The following is a 17,967-nucleotide window of genomic DNA, read 5'->3' on the forward strand; positions in this document are numbered from 1 at the left end:
CCTCGCGCTTTCGTCCTGCCCCTATATAGGCATGCGCAAGAGCGCTGTCTTCCTCCTGCCGAAACGGCAGGGCTCCCGGTCGTCTTGCCTCTCGCGAGGCGCGGGCCTCAGCTATGGGCGAAGATGTCCGTGTCGTCCCAGCCGGCAAGATCGAGCGCGGCGCGGGTCGGCAGGAACCGGAAGCAGGCCTCGGCGATCTGCGTGCGCCCCTCGCGCTCCAGCCGCTCGGCCAGCTTGTCCTTCAGCGCATGCAGGTAGAGCACGTCGGAGGCGACATAGGCGAGCTGCGCCTCCGTCAGGGTCTCCGCGGCCCAGTCCGAGCTCTGCTGTTGCTTGGAAATCTCCACGCCGATCAGCTCGCGGGCGAGGTCCTTGAGCCCGTGCCGGTCGGTATAGGTGCGCACCAGCCGCGAGGCGATCTTGGTGCACCAGACCGGCGCGCAGTCGATGCCGAGCCCGTGCGACAGCACGGCGACGTCGAAACGGGCGAAGTGGAACAGCTTGGTCTTGGCCGGATCGCCGAGCAGCCTTGCGAGATTCGGCGCGCTGGTCTGGCCGCGCGCGATCTGCACCACGTCGGCGCTGCCGTCGCCGGGAGAGAGCTGCACCACGCAGAGCCGGTCGCGATGCGGCTTGAGGCCGAGCGTCTCGGTGTCGATCGCCACGGCCCCGGCCGTCCGGTAGGCGGCCATTTCGGGCGAAGCGAGGTCGGGCAGGTCGCCGCGATGCAGGCGGATGGTCATGAAAGGGTGCCTCCGGGCGGGATGCGTGTCAGTACCTTGTCGAAAGTGACGCCCTTGATATCGGCGTTTTCCGGCCGCGTCCATCGTATGCGAGGCAAGGGAAGGAGACGCGGCATGCCGCGCCTCCTTGGGACGATCGGCTTGGAGCCGCCGCGTCAGTCGCGTTCGCCCATCCCCTTCCAGATCAGGCCGCCGAGGACGGCGCCCACGACCGGGGCCACCCAGAACAGCCAGAGCTGCCCGAGCGCCCAGCCGCCGGCGAACAGCGCCTGGCTGGTGGAGCGGGCCGGATTGACCGAGGTGTTGGTGACCGGGATGGAGATCAGGTGGATGAGGGTCAGCGCCAGGCCGATGGCGATGGGGGCGAAGCCCGCCGGCACCCGGCCATGGGTCGAGCCGAGGATGACGATGAGGAAGCCCGCCGTCAGCACGATCTCGATCAGGAGGCCCGAAACCATGGAATAGCCGCCGGGCGAATGCGCGCCGTAGCCGTTGGCCGCGAAGCCTCCGAGGTCCGCTCCCGCCTTGCCGGAGGCAATGACATAGAGGATCGCCGCCGCCGCCACTGCGCCGGCAAGCTGGGCGAGGATATAGGGAAGGAGGCTGGTTGCCGGGAACCGCCCCGCCACCACCAGCCCGACCGAGACGGCGGGATTGAAATGGCCGCCGGAGATGCCTCCGACCGCATAGGCCATGGTCAGCACGGTCAGGCCGAAGGCCAGCGCCACACCGGCGAAGCCGATGCCGAGTTCGGGAAAACCGGCGGCAAGAACGGCACTGCCGCAACCGCCGAAGACAAGCCAGAACGTTCCGATGGCTTCCGCCAAGAGTTTCTTTTGCATTACGTTTTTACCCCCATGGGCAGTCAATCGATCATGCAAGGGGACACCGGGTAGGCGGCAAGTCAACTGGAAATTGCAAGTGCGGCTGCGTCCAACGTATGCGGCAGGCGCGCGCGGGTGCCGCGGCCACCTCTTCCGCCGGGGCAAGGCCCGCCGAAACGAAAAAAGGCCCGGCGAACCGGACCTTTTTCGTGTGCCTCGGACCTATTGGCATGTCCGAGACGAATTTGGTGCCCAGGAGAGGACTCGAACCTCCACGCCCTTTCGAGCGCTAGCACCTGAAGCTAGTGCGTCTACCAATTCCGCCACCTGGGCTGTGAGGCGGGCTTGTAAGGAACGCTTGCCGGCTTGTCAACGGGGGTTTTCGAAACCGTCTGCGTATGTGCAAAACCGGCCTTCACAGATGCCGGTGCAAGGGCTATTGAGACCGGGCAGGCGGGTTTTTCGCAAACCTCTTGCCGTACGGCGCCGCGAATCGGTGCGTCGCCGGCAGGATGCGGACCCGTCTCGAAAGATTCGCAATCCGGTGGTGCGACGGCCAGCGTAGACGCTGCACGGGCAAGGCATCCAACCGACATCGGGGGCTTGCGCCCGCCGATACACAGATGGTCACAGAGGGAGCGACGTCATGTCCGCGGCATCCGGTTCGAAGGCCCTGAACGGCAAGCTCGTCACCGTGTTCGGCGGGTCCGGCTTCATCGGCCGCCATGTGGTCCGGGCGCTGGCCCGGCGCGGCTATCGCGTCCGCGTGGCGGTGCGCCGTCCCGATCTTGCCGAACATGTGCAGCCGCTCGGCGCCGTCGGCCAGATCATGCCGGTGCAGGCCAACCTGCGCCATCGCTGGTCGGTCGACCGGGCGGTGGTCGGCGCCGACGCGGTGGTCAATCTCGTCGGCATTCTCTATGAGGCCGGCGCCCAGACCTTCGACGCGGTGCAGTCCTTCGGCCCGCGCGCGGTCGCCGAGGCGGCGCGCGCCGCCGGCATCGACCGCGTGGTGCACCTGTCGGCCATCGGCGCCGATGCCGCATCGCCCGCCGCCTATGGCCGGTCCAAGGCGGCCGGCGAGCAGGCGGTGCTGGAAACGGTGCCGCAGGCGGTGATCCTGCGTCCTTCCATCGTCTTCGGTCCGGAGGACGATTTCTTCAATCGCTTCGCCTCCATGGCGCGCCTGTCGCCGGTGCTGCCCCTGGTCGGCGGCGGCGTGACGAAGTTCCAGCCGGTCTTCGTCGGCGACGTCGCCGAGATGGTGGCGCGCGCCGTCGACGGCGAGCTGGCGCCGGGCACCGTCTACGAGCTTGGAGGGCCGGAAGTGCTTTCGTTCCGCGAATGCCTGGAGACCATGCTCAAGGTGATTCGCCGCAACCGGGTGCTGGTGCCGCTGCCCTTCGGCCTTGCCCGCATCCAGGCGCGGTTCCTGCAGATGCTGCCCAAGCCCCTGCTGACGGTCGACCAGGTCGAGATGCTGAAGGTCGACAACGTGGTCTCGGCGCAGGCCGAAGCGGACGGGCGCACGCTCAAGGCGCTGGGCATCGAGCCGCGGACCCTTGCCGCGATCCTGCCGACCTATCTGGAGCGCTACCGCGAGCACGGCCAGTACGACGCCAACCGCATGACGGCCGGCCCGGAAGTCTGATCGCTCTCATTACGCAAAACGTCCACGAGCCGGAGCGGCAGACCGCCGCTCCGGCTCGTCGCGTTTTTGCCGGACCCTGCATCAGTCGAGCCCGTGTCGCCACAGGCCGAAGTCCGAGCCGAGGCGGCGGATTCGCAGCCGCTCGCGGCGGCTCAGCCCGTCATCCGGCTCGTAGCCGAAATAGCCGCGCGACAGGCCGATATCGCGCAACCCCGCCTCGTCCAGCCGCTCCAGCGCTGCCTGGGTGCGCCGCGCCGAGCGCCAGCGCTGCCAGCGGGCGGCGAGGACCCGGGCCATCCGTACCAGCAAGAGTGCCGGCAAAAAACGCGGGGGCGTGGGAAAGTCGTACGGGTCTGCCGCCCTGTGCCCGCTCCTCGGCGTTGCCTTGCGGGCGGGGCGGCTCTCGACCGAAGCGGTCTTGATGGCCCCCGTCTTGATAACCCCCGTTTTGGTCGCTCCCGTCCTGTTCACGCGCATGTCGGTCATGGCTGGCTCTCCTGTTGCCTGGCCGCGTTTCCGCGGCGCCCGTCGAGGGCGCTGCGTTGTGGAAAGCGGCGATGCGAAGCAGGATGGCAGTCCATACCTGACACCAGCGCGTCAGGTATGTTCGGGCAGTGTTGGGGCAGGTGATTTTTTCCGGAGAAGAGAGCGATGAACGCCATCGAACGGGCGCTCGGCATCCTGCTGCTGCTGACCGGCGGACAGCGCAGCGCGGTCGAACTGGCGGAGCGGTTCGGCGTCTCCGTGCGCACCATCTATCGCGATGTCGACCGGCTGCTGGCGCTGGGCATTCCGGTGGAGGCCGAACGCGGGGCCGAGGGCGGCTACCGGCTGGCGCGCGACTACCTGCAGCCGCCGGTGGCGCTCACCCGCGGCGAGACGGCAGCGCTCCTGGTGGCACTGGCCCTGGTGCGGGGTCTGCGCGCGACGCCGCTCCTGTCGGAACTGGATGCGGCCGAGGCGAAGCTGCTGGCCTCCCTGCCGCGCGCGGCGCGCGAGCTCTTCGCGCAAGGCGAGCGCATCGTCGGCATCGAGTGTCCGCCCGCCGACATCTTCCATCCCGAGCCGGACGGCACCGGCGAGGGCGATACGCAGCTTGCCGTCGACCGCTTCATGCAGGGGCTTCTCGTCTCAAAGCGCGTGCGCCTGACCCACGAGAACCCCTATCGCGGCCGCAGCGCCGACTACGACATGGAGCCGCACGGCATCCTGTTCGACCGCGATCGCTGGTACCTGTTCGGCCATGATGTCGATCTGGGCTCGGAGCGGCTGATCCGCGCCGACCGGGTGCAGGCGATCGAGGTGTCCGGCTTCGCCTTCCGCCCGCGCGCCGCGCTCTCCGTGCAGAGCCAGATCGGCCGCGCCTGGCTGTCGCGCGCCATGCGCCGCTGGGAGGGCGAGGGGCGGGTCAGCCGCCTTCTCGTCACGCCCGAACAGGCGGCGCGCCTGCAGCGCGACTGGTATTACCGTCACGCGATCTTCGGGGTGCAGGACGAGGAGGCCGCGCAAAGCGCGGCGCAAGGCCTGCTGGAGGTGCGCATCCCCAGCACGGAGGCCGAAGTAATCCTGCCGCTGGTGCGCTGGCTGGGTCCGGGGGCGCGATTGCTCTCCCCGGACGGATTGCGCCGCCGGCTGGCGCACGAACTGGCGGCGATGGCGGCCGCGGCCTCAGCCGAAGAGATATAGGCCGGCGAACCCGGCCAGGCCGACGGCGATGCGCCACCAGGCGAAGGGCGCAAAACCGTGCCGGCTGACGAAGTCGAGCAGGCCGCGCACCACGAAGACGGCGGTGACGAAGGCGGCGATGAAGCCGACCGCGATGATGGTCACGTCGTCGACCGACAGGATGTTGCGGTTCTTGAAAAGGTCGTAGGCGAAGGCGCCGGCCATGGTCGGCATCGCCAGGAAGAACGAGAACTCGGCCGCCGAGCGCTTGTCGGTGCCCAGCAGCAGGGCCCCGGCGATGGTCGAGCCGGAGCGGGAAACGCCCGGCACCATGGCCAGCGTCTGGAAGAAGCCGATGGCCAGGCACAGCCACAGCGGATAGTGCATCACGTCGTCGTAGCGTGGCGCCCGCTTCATCCGGTCGACGGCCAGCAGCGCGATGCCGCCCAGCACCAGCGTCGTGCAGATCAGCGCCGGCGATTCGAACAGAACCGTCTTGATGAAGCCGTGGGCGAACACGCCGATCACCGCCGCCGGCAGGAAGGCGAGCAGGATGCCTGCGACGAAGCGGCGCGCCTGCGTCTCGTGCGGCAGCGCCATCGCGATGGTCCACAGGCGGTGGAAATAGACGGAGAGGATGGCGAGGATGGCGCCGAGCTGGATCAGCACCTCGAAGGTCTTGCCGGTGCTCTCGAATCCGATGAAATGTCCGAGCAGCAGGATATGCCCCGTCGAGGATACGGGAATGAACTCGGTCAGGCCCTCGACGAGGCCGAGGATCAGCGCTCCGACGAGCGTCTCCGATTGCATGGGCTGGACTCTCCGGTTCCTTGCGGGAATTGCCGCGTTGTACGACGGCGTGGTGCGGCGTATACGGGGCCCCTGGCAACGGTGCCGCCCGCTCTGCACCGTTTGATTAACCGTAACCGGTTACGATCCTCTTATGCTGACGTTGTATCGCCATCCGTTCTCGCCCCAGTCGCGTTTCGTGCAGCTTGTGCTGGCCGAATATGGCGCAAAGGTGGAGTTCGTCACCGAGCGCCCCTGGGAGCGCCGTCGCGAGTTCCTGATGCTCAATCCGGCCGGATCCTTGCCGGTGCTGCGGGAAAACGACGGACCGCCCGTGTGCGGCGCCTTCGCCATCATGGAATATCTCGACGAGACGCGCGGCTATGCGGTCGGCGACCGCCGGCTGATGCCCGACCACCCGGACGCGCGGGCCGAGACCCGGCGGCTGGTCGACTGGGCTGTGAACAAGCTCGACAACGAGGTCGTCGGCCCTTTCGTGCGCGAGCGGATCTACAAGCAGGACATGCCGTCCTCGCAGGGCGGAGGATCGCCGGATTCTGCCGTCCTGCGCGCCGCACGCTCCAATATCGGCCACCATCTGCGCTATTTCGGCTATCTTGCCGCCTCGCGCAACTGGCTGGCGGGCGAGCGGCTGACCTTCGCCGATTTCGCCGTGGCGGCGGAGTTGTCTTGCGCCGATTACCTGGGTGAGGTGCCATGGGCGGAGGAGGAAAACGTCAAGGCGTGGTACGCCCGGATGAAGTCGCGTCCGAGCTTCCGTCCGCTGCTGGCGGAAAAGATGCTGGGCATGCCGCCGGCGTCGGTCTACGCCGACCTGGACTTCTGAGCCCGCAACAGGCGGCCCGGCTGAAGGCTTCGCTTGCCGACAAGGCGCGGGCGCTGGGCTTCGACGACATGCGCGTCGCCCTCGCCGATGCCCCGCCCCGGACATCCGAAAATCTCGCTGGGTTCATTGCTGCGGGCCATCACGGCTCGATGGAGTGGATGGCCGAGACGGCGGAGCGCCGTGCAGCGCCCCAGGCCCTGTGGCCCGCCGCGCGCCGGGTGATCAGCCTGGCGCTCTCCTACGCGCCGGACGGCGATCCGCTGGCGACGCTCGGCGCGCGCGATCGGGCGACCATCTCCGTCTATGCACGCAACCGCGACTATCACGACATCGTCAAGGGCCGGCTCAAGGAGCTGGCGCAGCATCTTTTGGCCCAGGCCCGGCGCATGGGGCTGGGCGAGGGCGAGGTGAAGGTCTTCGTCGACACCGCCCCGGTGATGGAAAAGCCGCTCGCCCAGCAGGCGGGCCTCGGCTGGCAGGGCAAGCACACCAATCTCGTCTCGCGCCGTCTCGGCTCCTGGTTCTTCCTCGCCGAGATCTTCACCGATCTGGAGCTGCCAGTCGACGAGGCGGAGGTCGACCATTGCGGCTCCTGTCGGGCGTGCCTTTCGGTCTGCCCGACGGACGCCTTTCCCGCGCCCTACCGGCTCGATGCGCGCCGCTGCATCTCCTATCTCACCATCGAGAACAAGGGGCCGATCCCGCGCGCCTTCCGCGCTGCCATGGGCAACCGCATCTACGGCTGCGACGACTGCCTTGCCGCCTGTCCCTGGAACAAGTTCGCGGTCGAGGCGCACGAGGCACGGCTGATCGCCCGCGACGAGCTGCGCGCGCCCGCGCTCGCCGACCTGCTGCAGCTGGACGATGCGGCGTTCCGCGCGCTCTTTTCCGGCTCGCCGATCAAGCGCATCGGCCGCGACCGCTTCCTGCGCAACGTGCTGGTCGCCGCCGGCAATTCCGGCTCACAGGCGCTTGGCGCAAGGGTGACGCCGCTGCTCGCCGACGCCAGCCCGCTGGTGCGCGGCGCGGCCGTCTGGGCGGCCTCGCGCCTGCTGCCGCGCGCGACCTTTGCCGTCCTTGCCGCGGCCGCGCTGGAACACGAAGCGGACGAGGAGGTGCGCGGGGAGTGGCAGGCGGCCCTCGCCGCCGCCGAGGATGATCCGGCCGGGCCGGACTGAGGTCAGACGGACCGAGGTCAGGCCAGCATGTGCCCGCCGTCGACCGGGATCGCCGCGCCGGTCATGAAGCGCGAGGCATCGCTCGCCAGCAGCAGGAACGGCCCGTCGAGGTCCTCGTAATGGCCGATGCGCCGCATCGGCACCTGGCGGATCATCGCCTTGCCGGCATCCGTGTCGAAATAGCCCTGGTTGATCTCGGTCTCGAAATAGCCCGGCTCCAGCGCGTTGACGCGTACGTTCAGCCGCGCGAATTCCAGCGCCAGCGCCCGCGTCATCTGCACGACGCCGGCCTTGGAGACCGCATAGCAGGCGGTGCCCATGCTCACCCGCTCGCCCAGGATCGAGGCGATGTTGACGATGTTGCCGGGCGTTCCCGTCTCGCGCCAGTGGCGGGCGGCGGAGATCGCCATCAGCCAGACGCCGCGCAGGTTCACCGACATCACCGCATCGAAATCCTCGGCCGTCTGGTCGACGGCGAGCCCGGCCCGGGCGATGCCGGCATTGTTGACGAGAATGTCGAGCCCGCCCAGCCTGGTCACGGCACCGGCAAGGCAGGCATGGATCGCCGCCCCGTCGCCGACATCGAGCGCCAGCGCCGCCGCCTTTGGTGCGCCGAGCCCGAGCAGTTCCTCCACCAGCGCCTCGAGCCGGTCCTGGCGCCGCGCCGCCACCACGATGGAGGCGCCGGCCCGCGCCGCAACCCGCGCGAAATGCGAGCCGAGCCCGCTCGAGGCGCCGGTGATCAGCATCCGTTTGCCGGACAGGTCCGCTGAAAGTGTCATGATGTCCCCCGTGAGCGTGTTGCGCCGGAGCAGGGCATGCCTCCCGGGAAGGAGGCGCCGGTCCGGCAGGGTCGCGCGGGGCCGCAGGGCGCGGCCCGCAGGCGCGGGTGCGCGATCATGGCAGGCGGGGGCGCCGGGCGCCATGGCCGATTGGGTGAGCGCGGGCACGCATTGGCCTGCGGACCGGGCCTCGGGCCCGCAGTGTTATCGCGTGAAAGCGGAAAAAGCCTGCACTACGCCCTCGTAGACGGCGCGTTTGAACGGGATGACGAGCCCGGGCAGTTCCTCCGCCCGCCGCCAGCGCCACTCGCAGAATTCCGGCTTGTGGCCGTCGGGCGGCGTCAGGATGTCGATCTCGCTCTCGTCGCCCTCGAAGCGGAAGGCGAACCACTTCTGCGTCTGCCCCTTGTAGCGCGCCTTGTGGCGCATCGGCACGATGTCGGCCGGATAGTCGTAGGAGAACCAGGACGGCGCCTCGGCGATCAGCGTGATCGAGCGGATCGCCGTCTCCTCGTAGAGCTCGCGGCGGGCAGCCGGCAGCGGGTCCTCGCCGGCATCGATGCCGCCCTGCGGCATCTGCCAGCAATAGTCGGGATCGACCCCGCCCTCGGGCGCGCGCTTGCCGGTCCACACCAGGCCGTCGGCATTGAGCAGCATCACGCCCACGCAGGGGCGATAGTCGGGCAGGGCGGCGGGGCTGAGCACGCGGCAGGTCTCCTTGAGGCAAGTTGGTCGGAAAGGCCAGGTGGCGGCGGCGGCCGCTACTGGCCGGCGCGGTCGATGGAGGCGCTGATCGGAATGAGCTGCAGCCCGCGCTCTTCCAGGTCGCGCGACCACTTCGCCAGTTCCTCGATGGTCACGGGAAGCGCGCTGGCAACGCCGACGGCGATGCCGCGCGCCCGCGCCGTGCCTTCCAGCTGCAGCAGCCGGGCGGTGATGTCCTTGGGCCGCGGCACGTCGTCGATGACGAGATCCGCATGGGAGAACGGGGTGCGCAGTCCGCTCGCCGTCGCCGTTGCGATGCTGCGCGAGGACGAGCCGTCGTCCACATACATCAGGCCGCGCCGGGTGACCTCGCCGAGCAGTTGCTGCAGCGAACTTTCCGAGGCGGTGAAGCGGGCGCCCATATAGTTCATCACCCCGACATAATTGGTGATTCGGCTGAGCAGCCACGACAGGCGGTCGCGCAGTTCGACCGGCGTGTTGCTGACCAGGAGCGTGTGCGGGCCCGGATCGTTGTCGGGATAGTCGAACGGCTCCATCGGCAGCTGCAGCAGCAATTCGTGGCCGGAGCGGCGGGCCTGCTGCATCCACCGGTCGATGCTGGAGCCGTAGGGGGCGAAGGCGAGGGTGATGTCGGGGGGCAGCCGGTCGATCGCCGCCTGGGTGCTGGTCTGCGACAGGCCGAGGCCGCCGACGATGATCGCGATCTTGGGGACGGAGGCGAAGGACTGGCCGACCGGGCGGGCATAGATGTCGAGCGGCCGCAATCCGTTGTCCGAGACGATTGGAAGCCGACCGTGCGGCCCGCTTTCGCTCACCCTCGCATCGGGGCGCTCGGACAGTCCCTGGCCGCTTGCCAGCGACGGCATGTCGTCTTCGGGCTGCGCTGCAAGGTCCTGCTCGCCCATCGGCTTGGGCTCGAAGCGCGGGCCCAGCGTCTCGTCGCGGCCGCCATCGGCCTGCGATCCCGGCTCGCCCTGCTCCGGCAGGGTCGGGCGGATTTCCACCACGCCGAAATCGCGGGCGGTCAGGCCGTCGAGGGAGCGCTCCAGGGGGATCGAGGCGGTGGGCTCGCCGCCGAGCGGATCGTCGACGATGCCGATCCACACCAGCGCGGTCAGGCCCAGCAGGGTGATCATGCCGGCGCCGATCAGCCCGAGCGGCAGGTTGAGATATTTCTTCTTGCTCAGCCCGAGGGGAGTCGAGAGGTCGTTTCCCGCCATGGTGCCTCATCCGCTTTCAAGACGGGCGGCTGCGGGCTCCCCTCCCCAGGGCGCCCGCAGCCGGTCGTTGGTCAGTTCGGAACGGCGGCCTTCTGGTCGCCGACCGGCGGGAAGGCGCTGTTCACCTGGACGCCGTTGAGCAGGTCGAGCGCCAGCTTCAGCTGGGCATCGTCCTTGGGATCCGGCGGCACATAGGCCTGGCTGCCGGACTGCTCCTCGCCGTCGCCCTGCAGGTGGCCGCGCAGGCCCGCCTCGCCCTTGGTCTCGGCGCCGTTGGCCCGCAGTTCCTCGGGCAGTTCCTGCAGCACCTCGATGTCCGGGGTGATGCCCTTGGCCTGGATCGAGACGCCCGACGGGGTGTAGTAGCGCGCCGTCGTCAACCGGATCGCGCCGTTGGCGCCGAGCGGGACGATGGTCTGCACCGAGCCCTTGCCGAAGGACCGGGTGCCGAGCACGGTGGCGCGGCGGTGGTCCTGCAGGGCGCCGGCGACGATCTCCGAGGCCGAGGCCGAGCCGCCGTTGATCAGCACGATCACCGGCTTGCCGTTGGCCAGGTCGCCCGAGCGGGCGTTGTAGCGCTGGGTCTCGTCGGCGTTGCGGCCGCGGGTCGAGACGATCTCGCCGCGCTGCAGGAAGGCGTCGGAGACGGCGATCGCCTGGTCGAGCAGGCCGCCGGGATTGTTGCGCAGGTCGAGCACGAAGCCCTTCAGCTTGTCGGAGCCGATCTGCTTGGCGACCTCGTCCATGCCGTCCTTCAGGCCGTCATAGGTCTGCTCGTTGAACTGGGTCACGCGCAGATAGCCGACATCGCCTTCCTCGCGGAAGCGCACCGACTTGATGCGGATGATGTCGCGGGTGATCGTCAGCTTGATCGGCTCGGCCACGTTCTCGCGGCGCAAGGTCAGCTCGATGCCCGTGTTGATCGGCCCGCGCATCTTGTCGACGGCTTCCGACAGGGTCAGGCCCTGGATCTGCTCGCCGTCGAGATGGGTGATCAGGTCGCCGGCCATCACGCCGGCCTTGAAGGCGGGCGTGTCGTCGATCGGGGTGACGACCTTGACCAGGCCGTCCTCCATGGTGACCTCGATGCCGAGGCCGCCGAACTCGCCGCGCGTCTGCACCTGCATGTCGCGGAAGTGCTTGGGCGACAGGTAGCTCGAATGCGGGTCGAGCGAGCTCAGCATGCCGTTGATGGCCGACTCGATCAGTGCCGCATCGTCGGGAACCTCGACATAGTCGGAGCGGACCCGCTCGAACACGTCGCCGAAGAGGTTGAGCTGCCGGTAGGTGTCGGAGGCGGCGGCATTCGCCACGCCGCTGACACGCACGGGCATCTGCGAGAGGGCGGTGATTGTCGCGCCACCGATGAGCGCACCGACCAGCAACAGGGAAGCTTTCCGAATCATCCGCGAGCCTTTTCTTCTTCGGGCCGAACCCACCAAGGTGTGGGATCGATCGAAACGCCGTCTTTCCTAAATTCAACATAGAGCACGGGTTGCGGTGCCGCGAGATCGAGAGTCGCCGCGCTTGCCACGCGCGTCTCCCCCATCGTCGCGACGGGCTCCCCTGCCAGCACGAACTGCCCCTGCTCGACATTCGTCCGGTCCATGCCGGCAAGCAGGATATGATATCCATCGCCGGCGTTCAGGATCAAGACCTGGCCGTAGGAACGGAACGGTCCGGCATAGACCACCCATCCGTCCACCGGGGCCACCACCTGGGCATTGGTACGGGTGGCGATGGAGCGGCCCTGCGTGGTGCCGCCGAAACCGTCCTGCGCCCCGAAATCCCTCAGCACCGTTCCGGCCACGGGCGCGCCGATGCGGCCCTTCGCCTGGGCAAAGGCGATGGCCGGCGCCAGCCGTCCCGGATCGCCGAACGGATCGGACGAGGGCGGTGCGTTGCGTCTGGCCTCGTCGGCCTTGCGGGCGGCTTCCGCCGCATTCCGCGCGCTGGTGATGTCCCGCTCCAGCGTCGCGATCAATTCCTTGAGAGTGCCCGCTTCCTCGGCGAGCTGGCGGGAGCGGTCGCGCTCCTGCGCCAGTTCCGCCTCGCTTCTCTCGCGGTCGCGCTTCTTCGAGGCGACCAGCAGTTCCACGCGGGTGCGCTCCTCGGCAAGGCGCTGCCCGTCGGCGACCAGCCGGTCGCGCTCGGCCGCGCTCGACACCTTGAGCTGGCGCAGCGAGGCGAGGTCGCTCGCCAGCGCCTGCGCTTCCACATGCAGCTCCGGCATCACCGCGTTGAGCAGCAGGGCACTGCGTACGGCGCCGAGCGCATCGCGCGGGCGCACCGCAAGCGGTGGCGGCGGATGCCGGCCGATGCGCTGCAGGGCCGAGAGCACCTCGGCCAGCACGTCCTGTCGTTTGACCAGGGATGCGCGCACTGCGTCCTCGTTCTCTCCCAGGCGGCGCAGACGGGATTCCGTCGACGCCAGTTGCTCCTCGAGCCGGGTGACCCTTTGCGCGGTGCGCAAAAGATCGGCATTGAGCGCTTCCCGGTCGCGCTCGATGGCACGGATTTCCCGCGCCAGCGCTGCCTGCCGGTCGGCCGACAGCGACAGGTCGCGGGTCAGCGTCGACAGTTCTTCCTCGCGGCGGGCCTTGCGGTCGGCCAGGCTCTCCGGTTCGGAGGCCGGGCCGGTCGACGGGCCGGCAGCGGCGGACGGCTCCTGCGCCGTCTCGATCTGTTCCTCGCTTGCCAGGCCCCGTCCGGGCCCTTGCGGCAACACGCCTGTCGCAAGCGCGACGGCGAGAGGAAGGATCAGCAGCAGATGACCTGTCCGCATGGCTCTCGGCAGTTGGTCGTGCGTTCACCGCTCGCCCTGCGAACCGCTGGCGGCCTTGCCGAGGCGGTCTCGTCGGACACGGGGAGCCCGGGACGGGCTGACTAAGGATGACCAGCTTGCCCCAGGGACGTTAAAGAAACGTCAACCCTAACGAATGGTAAACCCTCGCTCCTGCCTGCGGAAAGAAGGCCTAGACGAGAAATAGGGCGGAATACGGGCAGTCCGCTGCGTCACGCCTGCTCCCGTTCACCCACCTCGATGGTAGGGATGGCCCGAAAGGATGGTCACGGCCCGGTAGAGCTGTTCGGCCGCGAGCGCGCGCACGATCTGGTGCGGCCAGGTCATCCGGCCGAAGGCGAGCTTCATCCGCGCGGCTTCCAGCAGCGGCTCGCCGTGGCCGTCCGGGCCGCCGATGGCCACCGCCAGGTCCGCGGTTCCCGCATCGCGGATCTTCTCCAGCTCGGCGGCGAAGGCCTCGCTCGTCATGTCGCGTCCCGTCTCGTCGAGACAGAGGATCGCCGCGCCCGCGGGCAGGGCGGCCAGCAGCGCGCGCGCCTCTTCCGCCTTGCGGTCCTGGGCGCGGGGGCTGCGTGATTCGGGCAGCTCCGTCACCGACAGCGGGCCGAGCGAGACGCCCCGTCCGGCCTTGTCGATGCGCGAGGCGTAGCGGCCCATCAGCTCGCGCTCGGGGCCGGCCTTCATGCGTCCGATGCAGGCGATGTGGAGGCGCATGGGCGAGCCGGGACTTTCCGCGTTCGGATCGGTTTTGAGGGCCGCGTTCGGATCGGCGTGGCAGTGTTGCAGGCGGCGCAAAACCTCTGTCCCGCCGGCTCGCGGCCCGGCGGGATCCGGTCTTGTCTGTCCCGTTCCGTCACGTCCGGCCGGCGTCAGCCGGCGTAGTGCACCGGCGCGCTCACGTCGTCCACGGACCACAGCTTCTCGATATTGTAGAAGGCGCGGACCTCTGGGCGGAACACATGGACGATCACGTCGCCCGCATCGATGAGCACCCAGTCGCACTGGGGCACGCCCTCGATCTGGGCATTGCCGTGGCCGGCATCCTTCAGGTCGCGCAGCAGGTGATCGGCGATGGCGCCGACATGCCTGTGCGAACGGCCCGAGGCGACGACGACCTGATCGGCCATCGGCGACTTGCCGGTGATGTCGATGGTGACGATGTCCTCGGCCTTGGAATCGGCCAGCGAGGCGAGGACGCTATCGAGCAGGCCCGCACGCTGCTGCGTGCCGGCTGCTGCGGGACGAGGGGCGGTGGAAGCCGACGCCTCGGTTTCGAAGGTCATACTCAGACGGATTGCCTTTCATCCGGTTCGTCCGGCCGCATGCCTTGAGTGCACCTCGCGGTGCATTCCCTGGGGCTGCGGCCCGATGGATAGGGACGTCCTGCCTTCGGCAGACCGTCCGTTATCCGGCCTTGTACGCCGAAACGCGGTACGGCGCGACTCTTCCGGCGCAAGTAAAAGAGTGGCCTTCGTTGGTGGCGTTTTCAAGACATCGCCGGCAAGTTGCCGAACGGATCCTTTCACCGGTCCTGCGCCAGCGCGCGGATCCGGGTGGAGGAGGAGGCATCGCGCGGTCCGGTCAGGAAGGTCCAGGCCGGCGGCGCCAGGCCCGGCAACAGCCGCGCGTCCGCCTCGTCGAGGCGAGAGCCGGCAAAGCTTTGCGCCGCCGGCGAGGCGAGCGCGGGCAGCGTCGCGCCCGGCCGGTCGACCACGGCGATGGGCACGCGGGCGAAGATGCCGCGCCAGTCCTGCCAGCGGTGGAAGCCGGCGAGATTGTCCGCCCCCATCACCCAGACGAATTTGAGCCGCGGCCGCAGCTGCGTCAGCCGGGCCAGCGTGCGCGCGCTGTAGGCGGTGCCGAGCTGCGTCTCCAGCGCGGTCACCGTCATCCGCGGATGCCGGGCGATCGCCTCCACCGCACCCAGCCGCCGGGCCAGCGGCGCCAGTTCCGCGTGGTCCTTCAGCGGATTGCCGGGCGTCACCAGCCACCACAGCCGGTCGAGCCCGAGCCGGGCCAGCGCGATGTCGGCGACCAGCCGGTGGCCGGAATGCGGCGGATTGAACGAGCCGCCGAACAGGCCGATGCGATTGCCCGGCTCGGCATGCGGAATGGCGAGCCGAGGGTCCATTCAGGGGCGCACCTGCCCGGTGCCGTGGACCCGGTACTTGAAGCTCGTCAGCTGCTCGACGCCCACCGGTCCGCGCGCATGCATGCGCCCGGTGGCGATGCCGATCTCCGCGCCCATGCCGAACTCGCCGCCGTCGGCGAACTGGGTCGAGGCATTGTGCGTGAGGATCGCCGAATCCACCTCGGCGAAGAAGCGGGCGACCGCCTGCGGGTCCTCGGCGATGATGCCGTCGGTGTGGTGCGAGCCGTAGGTCTCGATATGCTCGATCGCCGCCTCCAGCCCGTCGACCACGCGCACCGACAGGATCGCGTCGAGATACTCGGTGCGCCAGTCGTCCTCGGTGGCGGCGCGCGCCTGCGGCACGGCGGCGCACACGTCCGCATCGCCCCGGATCTCGCAGCCCGCCTCGATCAGCGCATTGCAGATCGGCACCAGCAGCGTGTCCGCCGCCGCCCGGTCTATCAGCAGCGTTTCCATCGCCCCGCAGATGCCGGTGCGGCGCATCTTGGCGTTGATCGCCACCTTCAGCGCCATCTCGGGATCGGCGCTGCGGTCGATGAAGATGTGGCAGAGCCCTTCCAGATGGGCGAAGACCGGCACGCGCGCCTCCTGCTGCACGCGGGCGACGAGGCTCTTGCCGCCGCGCGGCACGATCACGTCGAGCGTGCCCTCCAGGCCGGCCAGCATCTCGCCGACGGCGGCCCGGTCGGTCACCGGCACCACCTGGATCGCCGCTTCCGGCAGGCCGGCACGGGCGAGCCCGCGCGCCAGCGCGGCATGGATGGCGAGGTTGGAGCGGATCGTGTCGGAGCCGCCGCGCAGGATCACAGCGTTGCCGGCCTTCAGGCACAGCGCGCCGGCATCCGCCGTCACGTTGGGTCGGCTCTCGTAGATCACGCCGATGACGCCGAGCGGCGTGCGCACGCGCTCGATATGCAGCCCGTTCGGCCGGTCCCAGGCGGCGATCACCGCGCCCACCGGATCGTCCAGCGCCGCAACGGCCTCGATGCCGGCGGCAATCGCCTCGACGCGCTCTTGCGTCAGCGTGCCGCGGTCGAGATAGGCGGCGGTCTGGCCGCCTTCCGTCATCGCGGCGATGTCCTGCGCATTCGCCGCAAGGATCTCGGCGGTTGACGCGCGCACCTCTTCGGCCATCGCCGCGAGGGCAGCGTTCTTCGTTGCCGCATCGGCCGTCGCCAGCCGGCGCGAGGCCGCGCGGGCGTCGCGGCCCATCTGCCGCATCAGCCCCGCGATATCGGTCTTCGCCACTCGTTCAAGCATCGCTGCCGCCTCCCGTCGCCGTCTCTCCGGTCTGCCCGCTTAGCACGAGATCGTCCCGGTGCACCATCTCCGCCCGGCCCGCATAGCCGAGGATCGCCTCGATCTCCCGGCTGTTGCGGCCGAGGATCAGCCCCGCTTCCGGGTGGTCGTAGGCGACCAGCCCGCGGCCGATGTCGCGCCCGTCCGGGGCCACCAGCCGCACCGCGTCGCCGCGGTTGAAGTCGCCTTCCACCCGGCGGATGCCGGCCGGCAGCAGACTGCGGCCCGACTGCACGGCGCGGATGGCACCCGCATCCAGATGCAGCGCGCCGCGCGGCTCCAGATGGCCGCCGATCCACGCCTTGCGGGCACTCGCCGGCGTCGACCTTGCGAGAAACCACGTCGCCCGGCCCCCCGCTTCCAGATGCGCCAGCGGGTTCATCCGCTTGCCGCTGGCGATCGCCATGGTCGTGCCGGCGGAGGTGGCGATCTTTGCCGCGTCGATCTTGGTGCGCATGCCGCCGCGCGACAGTTCGGAGCCGGCGGCCCCCGCCATCTGCTCGATCTCGCCGGTGATCGCCGCGACCTCGGGCAGGAACACCGCGTCCGGATTGCTGGCGGGCGGTGCGGTATAGAGCCCGTCCACATCCGACAAGAGCACCAGGCAGTCGGCGCTGGCCATGGTGGCGACGCGCGCCGCCAGCCGGTCGTTGTCGCCGTAGCGGATCTCGGAGGTGGCGACCGTGTCGTTCTCGTTGACGATGGGCACGGCGCCGAGCTTCAGCAGGGTGCCCAGCGTCTCGCGGGCGTTGAGGTAGCGCCGCCGCTCCTCGGTGTCGCCGAGCGTCAGCAGCACCTGCCCGGCGGTCAGCCCGCGCGCGCCGAGCGCTTCGGCATAGGCCTGGGCCAGCGCCACCTGGCCGACCGAGGCGGCGGCCTGCGCCTGCTCGAGCTTGAGCGGCCCGCGCGGCAGCTTGAGGACGCCGCGCCCCAGCGCGATGGCGCCGGAGGAGACGACGATCAGCTCCGTGCCGGCCCGCGCCAGCATGGCGAGGTCGTCGGCCATCGCGTCGAGCCAGTCGCGCTTGAGCCTGCCGTCCTCGACGAGCAGGGCCGAGCCGATCTTGACGACGAGGCGGCGGTGGGTGGACAGGCGGCCGGTACGTGTTGCGGTGTCGGCCTCGCTTTGGATGAGCGAATCGGAGAGGGGGGTGGACATCGGGTGTGGTCCGTCAGGTCAGGTGCGCGGCCCGTTGCAGGCGCGCGCGGAAGACAGGGGAGGGTGGGGCGGGGCGCCCTCGCGCGCCCGCTCATACGCTCCCGGTCATGGTCGGCCCATCACGGCCCC

The 17,967-nt window shown here is 69.5% G+C and carries 18 protein-coding genes and 1 tRNA gene; 4 read left to right on the top strand and 15 right to left on the bottom strand.

Annotation, left to right across the window (positions count from 1 at the left end; translation table 11 throughout):
- Positions 1 to 107: 107 nt before the first annotated feature.
- From MNI96_RS10305 to MNI96_RS10315, 3 genes are all read right to left on the bottom strand, one after another.
- Positions 108 to 743, bottom strand: a complete 636-nt coding sequence (locus MNI96_RS10305) for a ribonuclease D (RefSeq protein WP_249692745.1) — start codon at positions 741 to 743, stop codon at positions 108 to 110.
- A 155-nt stretch (positions 744 to 898) separates the two neighbouring features.
- Entirely contained in the window at positions 899 to 1,585 is a 687-nt protein-coding gene (aqpZ, locus tag MNI96_RS10310; protein WP_249692747.1) for an aquaporin Z, read from the bottom strand.
- Positions 1,586 to 1,813: 228 nt separating this feature from the next.
- Positions 1,814 to 1,900: transfer RNA gene (locus MNI96_RS10315), tRNA-Leu, on the bottom strand.
- 313 nt (positions 1,901 to 2,213) lie between these two features.
- On the opposite strand from MNI96_RS10315, the gene MNI96_RS10320 reads away from it, so the two are divergent.
- A complete protein-coding gene (locus tag MNI96_RS10320) occupies positions 2,214 to 3,218 on the top strand; it encodes a complex I NDUFA9 subunit family protein (RefSeq protein WP_249692748.1) in 1,005 nt (334 codons plus the stop codon).
- Between the two features lie 81 nt (positions 3,219 to 3,299).
- On the opposite strand, the gene MNI96_RS10325 is transcribed toward MNI96_RS10320, so the two are convergent.
- Entirely contained in the window at positions 3,300 to 3,704 is a 405-nt protein-coding gene (locus MNI96_RS10325) for a DUF1127 domain-containing protein (protein ID WP_249692750.1), read from the bottom strand.
- Between the two features lie 165 nt (positions 3,705 to 3,869).
- Between MNI96_RS10325 and MNI96_RS10330 the strand changes: the two genes are divergently transcribed.
- The gene (locus MNI96_RS10330) at positions 3,870 to 4,904 is read left to right on the top strand and encodes a helix-turn-helix transcriptional regulator (RefSeq protein WP_249692752.1); all 1,035 of its coding nucleotides are present in this window, start codon (positions 3,870 to 3,872) and stop codon (positions 4,902 to 4,904) included.
- On the opposite strand, the gene MNI96_RS10335 is transcribed toward MNI96_RS10330, so the two are convergent.
- Positions 4,887 to 5,693 carry an undecaprenyl-diphosphate phosphatase gene (locus tag MNI96_RS10335; RefSeq protein ID WP_249692760.1) on the bottom strand — a complete coding sequence of 269 codons (807 nt, stop codon included), beginning with the start codon at positions 5,691 to 5,693 and terminating at the stop codon, positions 4,887 to 4,889. The genes MNI96_RS10330 and MNI96_RS10335 overlap by 18 nt on opposite strands.
- Positions 5,694 to 5,826: 133 nt before the next feature.
- Between MNI96_RS10335 and MNI96_RS10340 the strand changes: the two genes are divergently transcribed.
- Both MNI96_RS10340 and queG read left to right on the top strand, forming a co-directional pair.
- Entirely contained in the window at positions 5,827 to 6,519 is a 693-nt protein-coding gene (locus MNI96_RS10340; RefSeq protein WP_249692761.1) for a glutathione S-transferase family protein, read from the top strand.
- On the top strand, positions 6,516 to 7,697 hold the full coding sequence (gene queG, locus MNI96_RS10345) for a tRNA epoxyqueuosine(34) reductase QueG (RefSeq protein WP_283776439.1): 1,182 nt from the start codon (positions 6,516 to 6,518) through the stop codon (positions 7,695 to 7,697). Before MNI96_RS10340 ends, queG begins: the two co-directional genes overlap by 4 nt.
- Positions 7,698 to 7,714: 17 nt before the next feature.
- Here the strand turns inward: queG and MNI96_RS10350 are convergent, their stop codons facing one another.
- The 10 genes from MNI96_RS10350 to proB form a co-directional block, all read right to left on the bottom strand.
- The gene (locus MNI96_RS10350; protein ID WP_249692763.1) at positions 7,715 to 8,479 is read right to left on the bottom strand and encodes an SDR family NAD(P)-dependent oxidoreductase; all 765 of its coding nucleotides are present in this window, start codon (positions 8,477 to 8,479) and stop codon (positions 7,715 to 7,717) included.
- A gap of 204 nt (positions 8,480 to 8,683) precedes the next feature.
- Positions 8,684 to 9,184 carry an RNA pyrophosphohydrolase gene (locus tag MNI96_RS10355; RefSeq protein WP_349629152.1) on the bottom strand — a complete coding sequence of 167 codons (501 nt, stop codon included), beginning with the start codon at positions 9,182 to 9,184 and terminating at the stop codon, positions 8,684 to 8,686.
- Between the two features lie 56 nt (positions 9,185 to 9,240).
- A complete protein-coding gene (locus MNI96_RS10360) occupies positions 9,241 to 10,425 on the bottom strand; it encodes a divergent polysaccharide deacetylase family protein (protein WP_249692764.1) in 1,185 nt (394 codons plus the stop codon).
- 71 nt (positions 10,426 to 10,496) lie between these two features.
- On the bottom strand, positions 10,497 to 11,831 hold the full coding sequence (locus MNI96_RS10365; RefSeq protein WP_249692766.1) for a S41 family peptidase: 1,335 nt from the start codon (positions 11,829 to 11,831) through the stop codon (positions 10,497 to 10,499).
- Positions 11,828 to 13,210 carry a murein hydrolase activator EnvC family protein gene (locus tag MNI96_RS10370; protein WP_249692768.1) on the bottom strand — a complete coding sequence of 461 codons (1,383 nt, stop codon included), beginning with the start codon at positions 13,208 to 13,210 and terminating at the stop codon, positions 11,828 to 11,830. The genes MNI96_RS10365 and MNI96_RS10370 overlap by 4 nt, the downstream gene beginning before the upstream one ends.
- Before the next feature lie 246 nt (positions 13,211 to 13,456).
- Complete coding sequence (gene rlmH, locus MNI96_RS10375) at positions 13,457 to 13,942, bottom strand: 23S rRNA (pseudouridine(1915)-N(3))-methyltransferase RlmH (RefSeq protein WP_249692770.1); 486 nt, start codon at positions 13,940 to 13,942, stop codon at positions 13,457 to 13,459.
- A 155-nt stretch (positions 13,943 to 14,097) separates the two neighbouring features.
- On the bottom strand, positions 14,098 to 14,511 hold the full coding sequence (gene rsfS / locus MNI96_RS10380; protein WP_249692779.1) for a ribosome silencing factor: 414 nt from the start codon (positions 14,509 to 14,511) through the stop codon (positions 14,098 to 14,100).
- A 239-nt stretch (positions 14,512 to 14,750) separates the two neighbouring features.
- The gene (locus MNI96_RS10385; protein WP_249692780.1) at positions 14,751 to 15,359 is read right to left on the bottom strand and encodes a nicotinate-nucleotide adenylyltransferase; all 609 of its coding nucleotides are present in this window, start codon (positions 15,357 to 15,359) and stop codon (positions 14,751 to 14,753) included.
- On the bottom strand, positions 15,360 to 16,640 hold the full coding sequence (locus tag MNI96_RS10390; protein ID WP_249692782.1) for a glutamate-5-semialdehyde dehydrogenase: 1,281 nt from the start codon (positions 16,638 to 16,640) through the stop codon (positions 15,360 to 15,362).
- Positions 16,633 to 17,838, bottom strand: a complete 1,206-nt coding sequence (proB, locus tag MNI96_RS10395; RefSeq protein WP_249692784.1) for a glutamate 5-kinase — start codon at positions 17,836 to 17,838, stop codon at positions 16,633 to 16,635. The genes MNI96_RS10390 and proB overlap by 8 nt, the downstream gene beginning before the upstream one ends.
- Between the last annotated feature and the right edge of the window lie 129 nt (positions 17,839 to 17,967).

The sequence above is a fragment of the Stappia sp. WLB 29 genome (assembly GCF_023507705.1).
In the GTDB taxonomy this organism is placed as follows: Bacteria; Pseudomonadota; Alphaproteobacteria; order Rhizobiales; family Stappiaceae; genus Stappia.

Bases quoted from the DNA above. Each gene is read 5' to 3' on its own strand.
- MNI96_RS10385 (WP_249692780.1), bottom strand. From the start codon at position 15,359: ATGGACCCTCGGCTCGCCATTCCGCATGCCGAGCCGGGCAATCGCATC.
- rsfS (WP_249692779.1), bottom strand. From the start codon at position 14,511: ATGACCTTCGAAACCGAGGCGTCGGCTTCCACCGCCCCTCGTCCCGCA.
- MNI96_RS10365 (WP_249692766.1), bottom strand. From the start codon at position 11,831: ATGATTCGGAAAGCTTCCCTGTTGCTGGTCGGTGCGCTCATCGGTGGC.
- MNI96_RS10325 (WP_249692750.1), bottom strand. From the start codon at position 3,704: ATGACCGACATGCGCGTGAACAGGACGGGAGCGACCAAAACGGGGGTT.
- aqpZ (WP_249692747.1), bottom strand. From the start codon at position 1,585: ATGCAAAAGAAACTCTTGGCGGAAGCCATCGGAACGTTCTGGCTTGTC.
- MNI96_RS10340 (WP_249692761.1), top strand. From the start codon at position 5,827: ATGCTGACGTTGTATCGCCATCCGTTCTCGCCCCAGTCGCGTTTCGTG.
- MNI96_RS10320 (WP_249692748.1), top strand. From the start codon at position 2,214: ATGTCCGCGGCATCCGGTTCGAAGGCCCTGAACGGCAAGCTCGTCACC.
- proB (WP_249692784.1), bottom strand. From the start codon at position 17,838: ATGTCCACCCCCCTCTCCGATTCGCTCATCCAAAGCGAGGCCGACACC.
- MNI96_RS10350 (WP_249692763.1), bottom strand. From the start codon at position 8,479: ATGACACTTTCAGCGGACCTGTCCGGCAAACGGATGCTGATCACCGGC.
- MNI96_RS10335 (WP_249692760.1), bottom strand. From the start codon at position 5,693: ATGCAATCGGAGACGCTCGTCGGAGCGCTGATCCTCGGCCTCGTCGAG.
- MNI96_RS10330 (WP_249692752.1), top strand. From the start codon at position 3,870: ATGAACGCCATCGAACGGGCGCTCGGCATCCTGCTGCTGCTGACCGGC.
- rlmH (WP_249692770.1), bottom strand. From the start codon at position 13,942: ATGCGCCTCCACATCGCCTGCATCGGACGCATGAAGGCCGGCCCCGAG.
- MNI96_RS10305 (WP_249692745.1), bottom strand. From the start codon at position 743: ATGACCATCCGCCTGCATCGCGGCGACCTGCCCGACCTCGCTTCGCCC.
- MNI96_RS10390 (WP_249692782.1), bottom strand. From the start codon at position 16,640: ATGCTTGAACGAGTGGCGAAGACCGATATCGCGGGGCTGATGCGGCAG.
- MNI96_RS10360 (WP_249692764.1), bottom strand. From the start codon at position 10,425: ATGGCGGGAAACGACCTCTCGACTCCCCTCGGGCTGAGCAAGAAGAAA.
- MNI96_RS10370 (WP_249692768.1), bottom strand. From the start codon at position 13,210: ATGCGGACAGGTCATCTGCTGCTGATCCTTCCTCTCGCCGTCGCGCTT.